The sequence below is a fragment of the Gemmatimonadaceae bacterium genome (assembly GCA_035533755.1).
Classification (GTDB): Bacteria; Gemmatimonadota; Gemmatimonadetes; order Gemmatimonadales; family Gemmatimonadaceae; genus JAGWRI01.
The window spans coordinates 56,285-71,430 of record DATLTC010000062.1 but is presented as its reverse complement, the minus strand read 5'-3'; the positions used below and the strand labels follow the sequence as shown (position 1 = coordinate 71,430).

The window sequence follows — 15,146 nt, the reverse complement described above, 5'->3', positions numbered from 1 at the left end:
CCGCGTACTCACGGGCGACGCAACCCGTGCATGGCATATCGCGCCCGCGCCTTGGCCGCTCGAAGGAACTGCACCACCCGTCCGCGACCCACCCTGCTCGCGTCGAACACGCGGTCCCGCAACGCATCGACGGCACCCGCCCCGGCGTCCGCCGCGCCAAGCGCCATGAACTCGGCGTGAAACGTGGACCAGAGGGAGAAGTACGGCCGGTCCAACGCCGCGAGATACCATGTGTAGTCGTCGTACGGACTGTCGCGCCACGGCGACTCATGCCGCTCGTGCAACACCAGTCCCTCACGATCCACGAACGCGGCATCGGAGTGGGTGAGCAGAATCGCCGTGTACACGTTATCCCACACCGGTTCGCCGGCGATGTACGCGCGGAATCGATGGCGGTGCCGGCCCCACCACCGGACGTCGAACGCGAACGCATCGACGCCGTATCGCATCTGGCCGATCGAGGCGTGGGTCTCCGGATCGAGGTCGGTGCGCACGAACGCATACCCGTCGCGCGGCGCCTCGTCGATGAGCGCAATGGCCGGCGGCGTGATCTCGATGTCGGCGTTCGCGAACAGAAAGTGCGAGCAGCCGCGCGCCGAGGCGGCGTCCGCCAGGATGTCGAGCATGTCCGGGACGATCGGCTTGCGCCGGCCGTCGCGACCGGTCACCGTCCGCGCATCGCGGCGCAACGTGGCCAGCGTCTCGATGCCGGGGACGTCGAATCGGCCGTCCGGCCACTGAAGATTCACGCACGGCGTGCCGCGAAGCGCGCGCAGGGCCGCGATCGCGCGGTCCTGCCGGCGACCGGCATCGCCTTGCACCGCATAGAAGTTCATTCCTATGAGAACGCTCATGCGGCTCCGCTCCGTCGGGCCAGCAGAGTCGCGATGGTGTGCGCGATCGCGAACCGCTGCGCGTACACCACCTGGCCGGCGGTGGCGATCCGACGGCGCGCGTCCTCGTCGTCCAGCAGGACGGTAACGGCCTCGCGCAGCGTGGTGGAGGTCGCGTCCGGCGCGAGCCACACCCCGTCGCTCGAACTCCACACGTCCTCCGTGGCCGCCCCAGCATTGGTCACCACCGCCACGCCATTGGCCAGCGCGGCCATGAGGGTCGTCCGCCGCCCGCTTGCCCCGTCTGCGTACGGCTGCAGCATCACGTCGCACGCCTGCAGACACACCGAGACGTCCGCTGGTGCGAGCTGCCCGGTCGCGGTCACGCGCGCACCCCATGCCGGCGCGTCCCCCGTCAGCCGCGCGGCGAACGCTTCGCTCCCCGAACCGATCAGACACACCCGGACCTCGGCATCCGTGCGCAGCAGTTGCGCCAGCGCCGGCGCCAGCATCGGCGTGATGAGCGCGCCGTACGTGCCAAAGTGTCCCACCACACGGGGCGACGTCACGGGCGCGATGCGGCGCCTCCACTCGGTCACGCGATCGGCATCGTGGACCACGGGAATCGCGGCCGGGATGGGCAACCATTCGAAGGTCAGGGCGCGCGGTGCATAGCGCCGCAGCCGCCGCGCCCAGGCGGTCGTGGACACGTAGGCCGAACGGAGGTCCGACAGCAGCAACATGGCCATGAGACGGTTCGCCGCCGCCAATACGTTGCGATGCAGCGGCCAGAGCCCGAACGGATAGTAGGGCTCGTGGAACATCACCCGGACGTCGTCGCGCGAGTGCCTGGCGCGCTGCTGCACCCACCGGCAGAACGCCACGTTCATACCGCGCGACCCGAACGCGTGCGGAACGTACTGCACCAGCAGTGTGCGGGGATCCGGACATGCGTCGAGGCCCTGCGTGAGCAGGGCGAGCCCGCGTTTGCCGAACACGTCCGGCAGCCGGTGCACGCGGACGCGCCCGTCGACGTCTCCCCACGCAGCCGCCGCCGGTGGTGCCCACACGTGCACGTCACGCCCGGTATCCGCCAACGCGCGGGCCAGCGTGGCCGTGTAGTCGCTCACCCCGCCCTGCTGCGGTGGGTACTCCCCGGTGATCAGATGCCACGTGCCGTTCATGCCGCCGCCCCGCGCGCGCCCGCGTCGGCCAGCACGCGCTCCACGCCGGCCACGTGCCGGTCGAGCGACAGTTCCTCCGCCACTCGGCGCGCCCCCGTTCGCATCGTCTGCAGTTCCGCGGGCTGTCCTTGAATGGCCACGAGGCGATCGGCCAGCCCGCGCTCCCCGTGGCCCGCCGGCACCAACCACCCGTTCACGCCGTCGCGGAGCCACGCCCGGATGCCTCCCACATCGAACGCCAACGCCGGCGCGCCGTAGGCGCCGCCCTCGAGCCCGGTGAGGCCGAAGGGTTCCGGCCACAGGCTCGGCACCGCGACGACCGACGCCGCAGCATAGAGCGCCTGCCGCTCGCCGGCGTCCACCCACCCTGGAAACGCTGCCGACACCCCGAGCGACGCGCTCAGGGCCTGCCACGCCTCGCGGCTCGGCCCGTCGCCCGCCATCGTCAGCGCGATCGGCGCGCGCACCTGCGCGTTCGCGCGCGCCACGGCGCGGATGAGCACGTCCCCGCCCTTGAGCGCCGTCATGCGACCCAGGAAGACCACGCGGAATTCCGAGGGGGCCGGCGCCGGATGTGGCGGCACCTCGGCCGCGAACAGCGGATTCACCACGATGCGCGATGCCGTCATGCCGTTGCGCGCATATTCGTCACGCATGTGGTCACTGGCCACGAGCATCGCGGCATACCGCGCGAACAACGCGTGCTGCGCGCGCGTCCAGCCGTACTGCTCGGCCAGCTTCGTCACGCTCCACTGACCGCAGTGCCGCGGCAGGTAGAGCACCACGCAGGCGGGGCCGAATCGGCGCCCGCACGCCACACGCCCGGGAAAGCCGTGCATCTTCTGGCCGCCGATGCAGGTGCCGAAATATCCGTGCATCATCTTCGCCACCGGCCACCGCTCCACCAGCCGCTGCTCCACCGACAGCGCGCGCATGTTGTGCGAGAACACTACCGTCGGGCGCCACCGCGCTGCCGCCGCCAACGCCGCCTCTTCACCAAGCTGGGTGACGCAGAAATGTGCCGCATCGGGTCCCACCGGTGATTCATCCGCCCGGCGCAGCGCGTCCAGATGGAGCAGCGCCACATCGTGGCCTCGCGCGCGCAGGGCCCCCGACACGGCCGTCAGATAGCGCTGGACCCCGCCCGCGTCGCCCACGCCGTCGTTCACACACAGGATGCGCATTGGTCAGTCCCGAACCAGGCGCATGCATTCGCCGTCCAGCGCCCAGGGATCGGATACCTCGCGCAGCGGCACTGCGCGCAGGCCTTGCGTGGCCAGCTCGGCGAGCATGTCGTCCACCGACAGTCCCATCGTGCGCCACGCCGCCGGGTGCATCTCCACGAAGATGCCCGCGTCTCGGCCCATCGCGGCGATCGTGGCCCGCGCCCCACGGAGGACCGCCATCTCCGCACCTTCAACGTCGATCTTGATGAGCCGCGGCTGCAGCCCCTCCCGCCCGCAGATCTCGTCGATTGTCGTCGTCGGCACGCGGATCACCGCCGACGCCTTGCCGCCGGCGGCGTTTCCAAGATGATTCGTCCCCTGAACGCCTTCGCTCACGAACTCCGCTTCGCCGATCGCGTCCGACACCGCGACCTGCATCGGACGCACGCATGCCTCGAGTCCATTCAACACGATGTGCTGGCGCAGGCCCTCGAACGCCGCCGGCGCCGGCTCGAACGCTAGCACGCGCCCCCCATCCCCTGTCCATTGCCCGAACAGGATCGCGTACGCCCCCACATTCGCGCCTACGTCCAGCGCCGCGTCCCCCGGCCGGAGCACGGATCGGAACGCTTCGTACTCCACGGGATTCCACGTCATGAACCGGAACGCGGGCGCGATGCGCACCACCTCGCCGTGCGGCAGCACGCTGCGCGGGCCACCGCCGGTCACCAGGCCGAGCGCGCGACGGTACCACCGCCGCACCACACGGCGCAGCGGGCCGTCGCCGATGAGCCGGCCGAGTCGCGTGCCCACGCGTTCCAGCCACGGCGGTCGGCCGTAGCGATCGCTGTGAGCGGCGGCGCGCCGCTCGTCGGTCATGCCGAGCCCGCCGCGGCGGTTGCTTTGACGTCGTGCACCAGTTGCACCAGACGCTCTGCGTACGCGTTCGGTGCGCACAGGCCCTCGATGCGATGGCGCGCCGCAGCTCCCATCGCCCGCCGCACGTCGGCGCGGTCGATCAGGTGTCGCAATGCCTCCGCCAGCGCCCGCACATCACCTACCGGTACGAGCATTCCAGTTTCGCCGGGCACCACCAGCTCGGGAATGGCATTGAGGTTCGTCCCGATGCTTGGCAGTCCCGCCGCCGCCGCTTCTTGAAAGACCATGCCGAACGCCTCGCCGGTCGTGGGTAGCACGAAGATGTCGGCCTCGCGCCACAACGCAAACCATTCCGGCGTGTACGACCGGATGCCAGAGCGCAGTTCCGCGCCCGGCGGGAGTCTGTCCGCGGTCAGCGGCCAGTCAGTCACCACGCGCAACTGCGCCACCTCACCGAGGTTGGCCGTGCGCCATGCATCCAGCAGATTCCACCCGCCCTTGCGCGGAAAGTCGCCGCCCATGAACAGCACGCGCGGCTGTCCCTGACGCGCCGCGCGCACCTGCCCCCAGGCGGCATCGAACCCATCCAGCGGCACCGGATACGGCATCACATGCACCCGGTCCGCACATTCGGGAAGCTCGCGCGCCAGATCCGCCACCGCCCAGCGCGATGTGGCCACGATCGCGCGCGCGGCGCGGAACACCGTGCGATCCCGGGCCGCGCATGCCGCGTACTGCCAACGCCTGAATCCCGCCGGTACTTCGACGCTCGCCAACCGCTGCGTGATGTCGATCGAGACAATCGACGGCGTTCGCCGCATGCGCCGCACAGACGCGAATGCCGTGGCCTGGGTGTGGAAGTGCAGCACGTCGGCGGCGCCGTGCGCGCGCTCGGCACGGGCGATCCGCCCCGCCGCCAGGTGTCCGGTGTACATCTCACGTCGCCAGCGGGCAAGCGTCAGACCGCTGACCATGCTCGCCGGCGTCGTGGGCCCCACACACATCACGCGTCTGACCACGCGCTCGCGCGTAGTCAGACCTTCGCTCAGGTTCAGCGGGACAGCGGTGAAGTCGGCGCGCGACGCCACCGCGCCGCCCACCACCCGCGCCACGGATGCATGGCCGAGAATTCCGCTGTTGACGAAGAACACGCGCATCGTCAGCCCGCGCCCGGCGCCGCGCGGCGGCCCCGCCCCATCTCGCGGACCATCGCGCCCATGGTGCCGGCAAAGGCCGCCGCGCTCAGCCGGCGGCGCCACGTCCCGCGGTGGCGGTCGTGCTCCCGGCGGATCGTCTCGTCCCACCGCTCGTGAAAGAGCAAGGCGTTGCGCAGCGCCGCCGCCTGACGTCGCTCCGACGGCGTGCGGTTGAGCGTCGTGCTCAACAGATGCTCGTACGCGCCATCCCGCTCGTATCCGTGCGTGGCGATCTTCCACCCGGCGCCCCGGATCCGATAGCACAGATCGGCCTCGTCCCATTCGGTCGGGCGAAACGCCTCGTCCAGCAGCCCCACCCGGTCCAGGCAGGCGCGCCGCACCACCCAGGGCCGCATCACCGCGTCCACTTCGTACAGTCGCAACCAGTTGAATGGCGCCGGTCCGATCGTGCTCTGCAGGCGCCGCCAGTCGATCGAATCCTCGAACGTCCGGACGGGCGCGTCGTACGGCAAGCAGCGCAGGCCGCGACTCAGGCTCAACAGCCCCAGCTCCGGATACGCCGCGAAAGCAGCGATCAACTCCGGCACGAACCACGACGCGCCCAGGAACATGTCGTCGTGCCAGCTCATGATCAGCGACGCACGCGCTTCGCGAAATCCGCGGTTCGTGCACATCAGTTCATGCACGTTGTCTTCGTGCAGCACGCGCACCGCGATCGCGCCCCAATCCGTTCCCGCCACGCCCCGGAGATACTCCACCGTCCCGTCGGTGCATCCGTCCTCGATCACCAGCAGCTCCACCGGCTGGCGCCGCGCGAACCGTCTCCAGGCCTCCAGGCAGCGCGCCAGCACCGGCCGGTTGTCATGCGTGGCGACGATCACCGACAGCGCGGGAGACACCGCACCCGTTCCCATCAGGGCACCTGCGCGTACGCCTGAAGGTGCAGGGCCAGCGGCGTCCGCGTGCCACCCGGCAGGGCGCGCGACAGTCCGTACGCCGCCACCCGCAATCCGTTGACCGCCGAGCGCTTCACCCACCCGGCGTCTCCCGGTTGGACGATCTCTGGCGCCGCCGGGCCGACCTCCACATGGGTGAAGCCTGCCCGCTCCAGCGCGCGCGCCAGCGTGCGCGGCGAGAAGTGGTTCACGTGCACGAGGTTGTCCGCAACCGTCGCCCGATACCCAGGAGTCACACGCGCGCGCACCGTCTCCTTCCACAACTGCACCGGCCCGTTCGGGACCTTCACGGCAATCCAGCCGCCCGGCGCGAGCACGCGCCGCGCCGCCACCAGCGCCGATACTGGATCCGGAATGTGCTCCAGCACGTCGATGAACGTCACGGCGTCGTACCGGCGGCCGGCCTCGGCCAGCGTGCTGGCGTCGGCGCGGTGCACGGGGAGCCCCGTCGCCGCCGCCGCGAACGCCGACGTCTGCGGATTCAACTCCACACCCTCCGCCGTCCAGCCGAGGTCCCGCGCCATCCGCAGCAGCCGCCCCACGTGCGCGCCGAGATCGAGCAGCGCGCGCCGTGCCGGCGGCAACCGCCGCCCGAGTTCGCCGAGCACCGAACGGAAGATCAGGTCCTTGTAGCCACTCGCATACTCGTGCGCCATCCAGTCTTCGGACCACCGCTGGTCGTACATCCGCGCGAAATATCCCGGCAGCGCGGGCAGCGCCGCCGGCTGCGAGAAACCGCAGGTGGCGCAACGAACCAGCGCCACGTGTTGACCGGTGTACGCCGCGAGCGGTGGATCCTGATCCACGTAGGTGGAGAGTTCGAACACGGCTTCGTGCACCGGCCGCAACTCCCTTCCGCCACACACCCAGCACGCGGTCAGCGGTTCGAACATCGGCGACGATGGCGTCACGCGGCCCCCGCTGTTTCCATCGCCTCGACGATCCGCGCGCCCATGTCGTCCCAACTCCACGCGCGCAGCTCCGCCGACAGGCCGAGGGCGCGATCCGCCCACGCCCCCCGCGCATCGCGCCACCGCCGCATCGCGTCGGCCAGCGCGTCGCCGTCTTCCGGCACGGCCGGCTGCAGCGCTTCCAGCCCCAGGAGTCGCTCGGCGACGCCCGCGTTCGCGTTCACGATCGCGGGCAGCCCGCAGCACACCGCTTCATGCACGGCGAGCCCATAGGCTTCGTACCGGGCCGGCGCGACGATCGCGTCACACGCCCACAGCACGGCGCGCACGTCGCGGGTGAATCCCACGAACCGTACCCGCGAACCGAACCCGGCACGTGTCGCCCGGTCGCGCCACGCCGGGAGTTCGCGCCCGCTCCCGATCACGGCCAGCCGCACGTCCCAACTCGCGTCACGGGACAACGCCTCCCAGGCGCGGAACAGCACGTCGAATCCCTTGCGCCGATCCCCCAGCGCCCCCACGAACGCCACCGCGGGCACGTCGTCGTTCCATCCGAGCGCGACGCGCGCCGTGCGGCGCTCCGCAACCGTGGGCGGCCGATGATACGCGGCGTCGGTGCCGTAGTACACCGTCTGGATCCGGCCCCTCGCCACGCCTACGCCGGCCACCAGATCCTGCGCCGTGCGCTCGGAATTCACGATCACCAGACGCGCCTGCGCCAGCGCCGCCCGCTCCTCGATCACGAATCGGCGGTGCATCCACGCGCGCAGCATCCGATCCACCGGCGACGTGGCCACTTCGGGAGCATGTCCCGCATGCACGTAGTGCACCCAGTTGGTGTCGGGACTCGCGCAATTGCCACCGTTCACCACCTGGCGCCCTCCCTGCGCCCGGCACGCCCGCCCCCACCGCGCGCCCGCGCGCGCCAACAGCCGCGCGCCGAGCAGATAGGAGTTCAAGGGTTTCGCCACCCGGTGCATCACCACTCCCGGCATCGCCAGCAACTCGGCATCGGCGCGATGCGCCACCAAGTGGACTTCGCCGCCCCGGCTCGCGAGATGGCGTGCCAGATGGAAGTTGGCCACGTCCATGCCGCCCGTTCGGACGAAGTCGCCCGTGACCAGCGCGTAGGGCTTCACGCCTGCGGAAGCGGAAGCGGCGGCGACATGTCTCGCCATGCCTGCGTGCGCGCGGCCGCGAAAACCACGCCGTTCAGTAGCCAGAACTCCATGCCCGTCTGCGACAGGAACACGGGATACGAGAACGTCAGCGCGCACGTGCCCACCGAATAGCCCAGGATCACCGAGCCCCACAGTGAGAGGGTGGGATCACTCATCGATCGCCATCGGGCAATCCGCAGCGTCGTCAACAACGTCAGCAACAGCGCCGAGACGTACGCCAGGATGAGCGGCGCTCCGCCATCCAACACCCACCCGCTCCATTGGATCTCCGCCCAGAGCGGCGGATTCGGATCGGACTTGTCACCGAAGTACCCGTTCATCATCCCCCACCGACCGATCCCTGCCCCTAGCGGGTATTCCGGCAGCAACTCGTTGAACGCCTGGCTCAGGAACCCCCCGCGATTCTGCGCGTACACCTGTTCCGGCGTCCCCGCCGTGAGCGTCCCCAGCCGTTCTTCCACGCTGCCCCGCGCCAGGGACACCGCGCTCCGGAAGCTTCCCACGAGTACCACGACCAGCACCACGCTGAAGGCCGATAGCCGCTTGTAATCGCGGCGCAGCGCCAGAATGGCCGTCACGCCGACGATGCTGACGCCCGTGATCACCATCATCGCCCGCACCTGTGACAGATACAGGCACATCAGGCCGAGCAGGATGCTCCCGATCGCCGCCATCGACAGCCATCGGCGCTGCGTCGTGAAGAACATCCCGATCCCCAGCACCACGGCGTAGAACCCTGAACTCGACGCGCCCCCTGGCACGTCCGTCAGCCCCATCGGTCGGAAAACGCGGATCCCTCCGGACGTCGTGATTTTCAGGCTCTCCACGTAGCCGTGGCCCAGCGAGAGGATCACCGGCGAGACGTTGGGTTGGAAACGGCCCGGGTAATACACCTGGAGCACGCCCACCACCGATCCCACGGTGTGGAACAGCCAGAGAATCAGCAGCACGTCTCGCAACGTCTTCGTGGCCACGGTCAACCGCGGCACCCAGAACAGCGGGGCCAGAATCGCCACGTAGAGCCCCACCTGCGCCAGCGCGGCGGGCAGCGCCGCCGCCGTCGGGTTGAATACCGCCAGACACAGAATCACGACCACGATGAGGGCCGCGGTCCGCGCCGGGTGCCCGCCGGATCTCCCGCGCACGAGGACGAGAAACACCAGGCTCGATCCGAACGCCGCCATCCGGAACATCATCCGCATGCTGCCCAGCGGACTGATGATCGCCAACTGCGAGACTACCTGGATGATGATGAACCACCGAACCCAGAAATCCGCTTCGCGCTCCGCGGGCGCCAGAACCACCGCGCGGCCCTGGCTCGACATCATGGCCGGCGATGCCGGCATCGTCATCGCGCCCCCACCGGTTTGCGCGCCACGATCGCCACGTTGTCCGAACACCCGCGCGGCCAGAAGGCGCCGAGCGCACGCGGGTAGTGCCGGCCCGTGAACGGCAGCCGCCCCTCACCCGAGTACCGCACTTCCGCCTGCGTCAGCCCCGCTTCGCCCGCCAGCCGCCGCAGATCGACTTCGAGCAACGCCGTACGGTGCGCCGGATACGAGGCCTCCTGAAACGCATTGAACCCGTTCTTCAGCACGAGCGTCAGCTTGCTCAATACGCTGAGCTGATTGGGCGTCGTCACCACCACCCACCCACCCGGCGCTGCCAGCCGGGCCAACTCGCGCATGAATGCCCACGGATTTTCCAGATGCTCGATCGTCTCCACCGCCGTCACCACGTCGGCGCACGCCGCCGGCAGCGGAATGCCCGGCCGATCCAGATCGTGCGCCACGAATTCGATCGCCCCATCGAGCCCCTCGTAGCGCACCGCATCCACACCCAAACACCGGGCGAACCGCCCCTGCAGCCGCGACCAGAGCAGCCCCGTGCCGCATCCGATGTCCGCCAGCACGCCGCCGCCGGCGTGTCGCTCGCCCACGAGCGCGTCGACCATGGCGTAGATGGCGTCACCGCTCGTGCCGAGCGACTGCCGCGCGCGCGTGTCCAGATCGGGCGCCGTTCCGCTCATGCTTCCGACTTTCTCCGGATCGCGCCCATCAGGACGTCGTTGAGCTGTTCGAGCCGCGCCGCCGGATCGCACAACGCGCGGGCCCGCGCCGGACCCGCCGCGCCCATGGCTCGCCGGCGCGGCACGTTCTCGATCAGTCCCCGCAAGGCATTCGCCAACTCGTGCGGTTGCTTCGGCGGCACCAGAATGCCGCACGATTCGCCGGCCAGGATTTCCGACGGTCCGCCCATGTCCGTGGCGACGACCGGAATCCCGGCATACAGCGCTTCGATGATCGCCACGCCGAATGGCTCCGCCTGCGCGTTGGGTTGGCAGAAGACGTCGGCACCCGCGAGCACCCGCGAAATGTCGTCGCGCTCCCCGAGAAACCGCACACGGGTGCGAACCCCGCGCGATACCGCCAGCGTGCGCAATTGTGCTTCATACGCGCGTTCCGATGCCCGCTGCACGCCGCCCACGATCCAGCACTCCCAGCCCGGCAGATCGCCGAGGAAGCCGAGCGCGTGCAACAGCAACGCGTGTCCCTTCCACCGCTCGAGCCGGCCCACCTGCACGATGACGGCCGTGTCCGGCGCCACCCCGAACTCCGCGCGCATCTCGGCGCGCGCCGCGGGCGGCGCCACGGCGGCCGACACCGGGCAATACACCATCGCCGATGGCGCGCGCGGGAAGACGGTTGGGACCGTGCGCCCGGTATACGCGCTGTTGTAGATCACGACGTCCGGTTGCCGCAGCCGCGCCCACCGCTCCGTCCAGTGGCTGCCCCGCACCGCGTCATGGAGCCAGAATCCCACCGGAAATCCCGCCCGTCGGGCCGTCGGTGAGAAAATGGAGTACGACCACGCCGAATGGCACATCACGAAGTCCGGCTTCGTCTCCGCGAGCAGCGCCCGCAGCGCCCGTCGCGCGCGCACGATCGTGGACGGACGGCTGGCCCGCACGCCGCCGAGCAGATGCACCGGCATCCCGCAGGCCCGGAGCTCGCGCGCCAGCCGGCCATCGAAACACAGCGCGAATTGCGCGTCGAGCGCCGGGAACGCGGCCCGTTCGCACGCCAGCGTCACGAGCATCGCCTCGACGCCGCCGTAGAGGTTGCCGCTATAGACGTGTAGAAGTTTCATGCCGACCGCCGCTCCTTCCCCGCGCTCGCCACCGCGGTTCGATAGATCGGAACCATCGCCGTGCCCAGTCGATCGCGATTGAATCGCAACTCCGCGCTCCGCCGCCCAGCGGCCCCGAGCCGGCGGCGCAATGCATCATCCACCACCAACCGCTCGATCGCTACCGCCAACCCACCCACGTCGCCGGGTACATGGGTCAATGCGTCGACCTCCGCATCGACGATCTCCGCCGCACCTCCAGCCGCGCTCGCGATCACCGCTCGACCGCATGCCATCCCCTCCACAATCACGAGCCCGAACGGCTCCGGCACCGTCGTCGCATGCACGATCACGTCCAGCGCCCGCATCGCCGTGGCCGGTTCGCTCACGAACCCCGTGAATCCCACCCGTGCCTCGATGCCGAGCTCGTGGCTCATCTGCCGCAGAGTGTCCAGTGAGACTTCGCTGCCTCGCGTTTCGTACAACGATCCGCCCACGACATATGCACGCAGTGGCAGCTCCTGCGGAAGACGCGCGATGGCCCGCAGAAACACGTCGTGCCCCTTGAACCGCCCCAGCGTCGCCACGAGCCCCACGCGGACGGTCGACGGCGGAGCTGGCGGCAGACCTGCCAGTCCATCGAGATCGGCCCGCGGTCCATCGGGCCGGAACGCGTCGACGTCAACACCATTCAGCACCACAGCCACCGGCGACCGCCCGCGCCAGTATGGCGCCATGTCCCGTGCCACGCTCGGCGATACCGCCACCGCGGCATCGCAGTCCCGTGAAACACGCCGCATCGCCCGCGCCATCATCGGACGCGACGACACGTAGTCATGTAGGTGCCACAGCAGCGCCGCCGAACGCGGGCGGCTCCACGCGCCCATCACGTGCATCTTGTACCCGTTGGTGTGCACCACATCGGGCCGCAGGCGCTCCAACGCACGCCGGAGCCGGCGTCGATAGCGCGCTACGCCCCCTGCCGCTCCCACCGCGCGCGCGCCCAACGCCAGCAGTCGGAACAGATGCCCCCGCGTAGCCGAGTCGCCCAGCCTCGCCACGCTGTTCGGAATCGGCACGACTTCGGCGCCAAACCCCAACGCGCGCGCGCGCTCCACCAGCGGACCGTCGCGCGGCGCGACGAGCATCAACGTCCACGCCGGTTGATCGGCATGCACGCTCTGCATCACGTCCAGCAGGCAGCGTTCCGCTCCGCCAAGCTGGGCAGTTCCACTCAGGTAAACGATGCGCACGCGCCTCGGTCGATAGGCCGCGAGATGCAGCAATCCAGAGCGACTGTCGCCGAATACAGCCAAAAACAAATGTTTTCGTGCTCTGGATCGCCACTTGCACTCTGCCCGAACCCAATCGGCCCCGGGCGAGTTACGGGACTAGAGATATAATGTCCGCTACCGTCCAGAGCCAATACAGACTTTAGCGTTTCGGCCCCCCGTTCGGCCCCTTATCTTGCGGTGGATGGCCCACATACCCACCCGCCGGTCCCTGGCATCTCGCACCACCAGGACGCTCGCCACCTGGTGCGTCCTCTCAGCTGCGTTCAGCGCCGCGAGACTGGACGCGCAAGTGGCCGGCACCGCCCGCCCATCGGCCACTCACCTTGACTCGCTTCGGCGCATCTACCGCGTCCAACCCGCGCCGGTGCAGCAGATCACCGTCGCCACATTTCTCGGCGCGCCCGGCAGCAGCCTCGGCTCACCGGCCGCGTCCGGCGCTGGCGGCGGCGACTACTTCATGGGTGCCGGGTTCCAGGGGCGCACGCGCTACACCAGCCGTCCCGACGGCGGGCTCGGCGTCGGAACGGGGTTCGGCGACCCCGAGGGCGGTCTCGCCCTCGAGGTCGCCCTCACGTCGTTCTCGTCCGTTCGCCACGCCCCAATGTCCATCGGCGGCCTCAGCTTCAAGATCCACCATCGCGATCCGCAGCACCTGCTGCTCTTCTCCGCGGGGATCGAGAACGCGATCACCTGGGGCAACACCGACGGCGGCACCAGCGTCTTCGGAACCATGGGGCGCGTGTTCATACTGCGCCCGGCGGAAGATGCGCCGCTCGGCGTGTTGACTGCCTCGATCGGCATCGGTAATGGCCGGTTTCGTCCCGAGGCCGACGTCCGTGCCCACCGTTCTACGGTCGGCGTGTTCGGTGGCTTGGGCCTGCGCCTCATCCCAGCCGTCGCCGCGGTCGCCGACTGGACCGGCCAGGACCTCGATGCCGGGCTCACGTTCACGCCCTTTCCCGGACGCGGCATCGTCGGATCCATCGGGTTTGCCGACGCCACCCGGCACGCGGGCAACGGTCCGCGCTTCATCATGAGCATCGGCTATGGGTTCAACGCCCATCGCGACAATCGTACGCTGTCCCCGGAGGATCTCCATGCGGTGTACAGAAGCCCGTAGGCCACGGTCGGCCGCGCTGACGGCGTGCGCGCTCCTCACGCTGCTCGCGGCGCCGGCGGCCGCGCAGGGCGCCAATCAGTCGGATGTGAGCGGAATCTCGATCACATCCAGCAGTATCGTGAGCCCCGTGTTCGGCGTCTCCGTGGGCGGGGCCGTGCGCGTCATCACCTTCGTCACGCCCCAGGTCGCGCAGTCGTATCAGGAAACGGCGGCGCGCGTGAATGCGCAGTTGAGCTCCCAGTCCTTCGCCGGGACGGGCGGGTACCGCCCCCCACCGGCCACCCAGAACCTGTTGTACGAGGTCACGGCCGGGGGCAGCGCGAGCGGCCAGGCCGCCGCGCAACTGCTCACCATTCTCACCACGGACAACGCCTCACCGCAGGCAACGGCCAACGCGCAGGCCTTCGTGGAGTCGTTCCGCGGCCTGCTCGTCAAAGGGATCGCGATGGACACGCGCTTCTTCAACTCCCTCACGGCCACCCAGCTCGCCAACAGCGTGGCCGCCTACAACGCGTTCATCGATTCCAGCAGTGAATCGTTCCTGACGTCGCCGCCCGCTGAATTGCCGGCCATCCACGACATCCTGGTGCAGCTCACCGGACGATGATCATCCGACGGCCGCGCCTGATGGGCGCGGTCGTCGCCGGGTTCAGGGGTGCTTCGCGAGGGCGATGATCAACCCGATCGTCTGCAGCGCGGTCAGGGCGTTCTGCCAGCTGAGCCAGGTCATGGTCTGCTGCGGCACGATGATGCGATCGCCCGACTGCAGCAGAATGCTCAACAACGGGGCGCCCGTTTCCTCCGCCTGTTTGGCGTCGAGGATCACGATGTGATCGTCGCGAATCAGTCGAACGCGCGTCAGATCCGCCCCGGGCGTGGGCCCGCCCGCCTGGCTCAGTGCATCGAACACCGACTGGGTGGCGTCCACGGCATACAACCCGGGACGCGCCACCTGGCCCAGCACGCTGACCCGGAACTGCAACGACACGATCGCGACGCCATTCGTCGTCAGTGAACGGTACCGGTCACGCACTTCGTTGCGGACCTCGCTCAACGGCTTCCCGGCCACGTGCATCTCGCCAAGCAGGGGAATGGCCACGATGCCCGAGGTCTCCACCTGATAGTCCCCCGAGTATTGCTGCTCGGGCCACAGTTTGAGTCGCACCACGTCGCCGGGACGAAGAATGACGTCGGTCACGGCGTGCGGTTCGGGCACGGGATTCTGCGCGCGCACGCGGGCGGGCAGCAGCGCCAGGCTCACGGCGGCGACGATGAGGCGGAACGAGCGAGACATGGGCGATCGGGATCGAGGAAAGCGCTCCCCAGTATAGCACG

The 15,146-nt window shown here is 69.5% G+C and carries 15 protein-coding genes; 2 read left to right on the top strand and 13 right to left on the bottom strand.

The genetic code is table 11. The features are described from left to right. Positions 1–8: 8 nt before the first annotated feature. The 12 genes from VNE60_09910 to VNE60_09855 are packed head-to-tail and all read right to left on the bottom strand — an operon-like array spanning position 9 to position 12,649. Positions 9–854 (bottom strand): hypothetical protein, encoded by an 846-nt coding sequence (locus VNE60_09910; protein ID HVB31827.1) that lies wholly within the window; start codon positions 852–854, stop codon positions 9–11. Next, positions 851–2,017, bottom strand: a complete 1,167-nt coding sequence (locus VNE60_09905) for a glycosyltransferase family 4 protein (protein ID HVB31826.1) — start codon at positions 2,015–2,017, stop codon at positions 851–853. Before VNE60_09905 ends, VNE60_09910 begins: the two co-directional genes overlap by 4 nt. Continuing rightward, a complete protein-coding gene (locus VNE60_09900) occupies positions 2,014–3,201 on the bottom strand; it encodes a glycosyltransferase family 4 protein (GenBank protein ID HVB31825.1) in 1,188 nt (395 codons plus the stop codon). Before VNE60_09900 ends, VNE60_09905 begins: the two co-directional genes overlap by 4 nt. 3 nt (positions 3,202–3,204) lie before the next feature. Next, a complete protein-coding gene (locus tag VNE60_09895; protein ID HVB31824.1) occupies positions 3,205–4,062 on the bottom strand; it encodes an FkbM family methyltransferase in 858 nt (285 codons plus the stop codon). Beyond that, complete coding sequence (locus VNE60_09890) at positions 4,059–5,219, bottom strand: glycosyltransferase family 4 protein (GenBank protein ID HVB31823.1); 1,161 nt, start codon at positions 5,217–5,219, stop codon at positions 4,059–4,061. The genes VNE60_09895 and VNE60_09890 overlap by 4 nt, the downstream gene beginning before the upstream one ends. A gap of 2 nt (positions 5,220–5,221) precedes the next feature. After that, on the bottom strand, positions 5,222–6,133 hold the full coding sequence (locus VNE60_09885) for a glycosyltransferase (protein ID HVB31822.1): 912 nt from the start codon (positions 6,131–6,133) through the stop codon (positions 5,222–5,224). Further along, the gene (locus tag VNE60_09880) at positions 6,133–7,068 is read right to left on the bottom strand and encodes a class I SAM-dependent methyltransferase (protein ID HVB31821.1); all 936 of its coding nucleotides are present in this window, start codon (positions 7,066–7,068) and stop codon (positions 6,133–6,135) included. The genes VNE60_09885 and VNE60_09880 overlap by 1 nt, the downstream gene beginning before the upstream one ends. Before the next feature lie 14 nt (positions 7,069–7,082). Then, on the bottom strand, positions 7,083–8,225 hold the full coding sequence (locus VNE60_09875) for a glycosyltransferase family 4 protein (GenBank protein ID HVB31820.1): 1,143 nt from the start codon (positions 8,223–8,225) through the stop codon (positions 7,083–7,085). Next, a complete protein-coding gene (locus tag VNE60_09870; protein HVB31819.1) occupies positions 8,222–9,619 on the bottom strand; it encodes a hypothetical protein in 1,398 nt (465 codons plus the stop codon). Before VNE60_09870 ends, VNE60_09875 begins: the two co-directional genes overlap by 4 nt. Continuing rightward, positions 9,616–10,296, bottom strand: coding sequence for a class I SAM-dependent methyltransferase (locus VNE60_09865; protein ID HVB31818.1), 681 nt, complete (start codon positions 10,294–10,296; stop codon positions 9,616–9,618). The genes VNE60_09870 and VNE60_09865 overlap by 4 nt, the downstream gene beginning before the upstream one ends. Beyond that, positions 10,293–11,417 carry a glycosyltransferase family 4 protein gene (locus VNE60_09860; protein ID HVB31817.1) on the bottom strand — a complete coding sequence of 375 codons (1,125 nt, stop codon included), beginning with the start codon at positions 11,415–11,417 and terminating at the stop codon, positions 10,293–10,295. Before VNE60_09860 ends, VNE60_09865 begins: the two co-directional genes overlap by 4 nt. Then, positions 11,414–12,649 carry a glycosyltransferase gene (locus tag VNE60_09855; GenBank protein ID HVB31816.1) on the bottom strand — a complete coding sequence of 412 codons (1,236 nt, stop codon included), beginning with the start codon at positions 12,647–12,649 and terminating at the stop codon, positions 11,414–11,416. The genes VNE60_09860 and VNE60_09855 overlap by 4 nt, the downstream gene beginning before the upstream one ends. A gap of 331 nt (positions 12,650–12,980) precedes the next feature. Between VNE60_09855 and VNE60_09850 the strand changes: the two genes are divergently transcribed. Together VNE60_09850 and VNE60_09845 are read left to right on the top strand one after the other, a co-directional pair. Then, positions 12,981–13,811 (top strand): hypothetical protein, encoded by an 831-nt coding sequence (locus VNE60_09850; protein HVB31815.1) that lies wholly within the window; start codon positions 12,981–12,983, stop codon positions 13,809–13,811. After that, positions 13,789–14,418 carry a hypothetical protein gene (locus VNE60_09845; protein HVB31814.1) on the top strand — a complete coding sequence of 210 codons (630 nt, stop codon included), beginning with the start codon at positions 13,789–13,791 and terminating at the stop codon, positions 14,416–14,418. The genes VNE60_09850 and VNE60_09845 overlap by 23 nt, the downstream gene beginning before the upstream one ends. 42 nt (positions 14,419–14,460) lie before the next feature. On the opposite strand, the gene VNE60_09840 is transcribed toward VNE60_09845, so the two are convergent. Then, entirely contained in the window at positions 14,461–15,105 is a 645-nt protein-coding gene (locus VNE60_09840; GenBank protein HVB31813.1) for a polysaccharide biosynthesis/export family protein, read from the bottom strand. Between the last annotated feature and the right edge of the window lie 41 nt (positions 15,106–15,146).

Excerpts from the sequence above, each read along its gene's own strand:
- VNE60_09905 (HVB31826.1), bottom strand. The coding sequence starts at position 2,017 with ATGAACGGCACGTGGCATCTGATCACCGGGGAGTACCCACCGCAGCAG.
- VNE60_09900 (HVB31825.1), bottom strand. The coding sequence starts at position 3,201 with ATGCGCATCCTGTGTGTGAACGACGGCGTGGGCGACGCGGGCGGGGTC.
- VNE60_09840 (HVB31813.1), bottom strand. The coding sequence starts at position 15,105 with ATGTCTCGCTCGTTCCGCCTCATCGTCGCCGCCGTGAGCCTGGCGCTG.
- VNE60_09910 (HVB31827.1), bottom strand. The coding sequence starts at position 854 with ATGAGCGTTCTCATAGGAATGAACTTCTATGCGGTGCAAGGCGATGCC.
- VNE60_09865 (HVB31818.1), bottom strand. The coding sequence starts at position 10,296 with ATGAGCGGAACGGCGCCCGATCTGGACACGCGCGCGCGGCAGTCGCTC.
- VNE60_09870 (HVB31819.1), bottom strand. The coding sequence starts at position 9,619 with ATGACGATGCCGGCATCGCCGGCCATGATGTCGAGCCAGGGCCGCGCG.
- VNE60_09890 (HVB31823.1), bottom strand. The coding sequence starts at position 5,219 with ATGCGCGTGTTCTTCGTCAACAGCGGAATTCTCGGCCATGCATCCGTG.
- VNE60_09880 (HVB31821.1), bottom strand. The coding sequence starts at position 7,068 with ATGTTCGAACCGCTGACCGCGTGCTGGGTGTGTGGCGGAAGGGAGTTG.
- VNE60_09895 (HVB31824.1), bottom strand. The coding sequence starts at position 4,062 with ATGACCGACGAGCGGCGCGCCGCCGCTCACAGCGATCGCTACGGCCGA.
- VNE60_09845 (HVB31814.1), top strand. The coding sequence starts at position 13,789 with ATGCGGTGTACAGAAGCCCGTAGGCCACGGTCGGCCGCGCTGACGGCG.
- VNE60_09860 (HVB31817.1), bottom strand. The coding sequence starts at position 11,417 with ATGAAACTTCTACACGTCTATAGCGGCAACCTCTACGGCGGCGTCGAG.
- VNE60_09885 (HVB31822.1), bottom strand. The coding sequence starts at position 6,133 with ATGGGAACGGGTGCGGTGTCTCCCGCGCTGTCGGTGATCGTCGCCACG.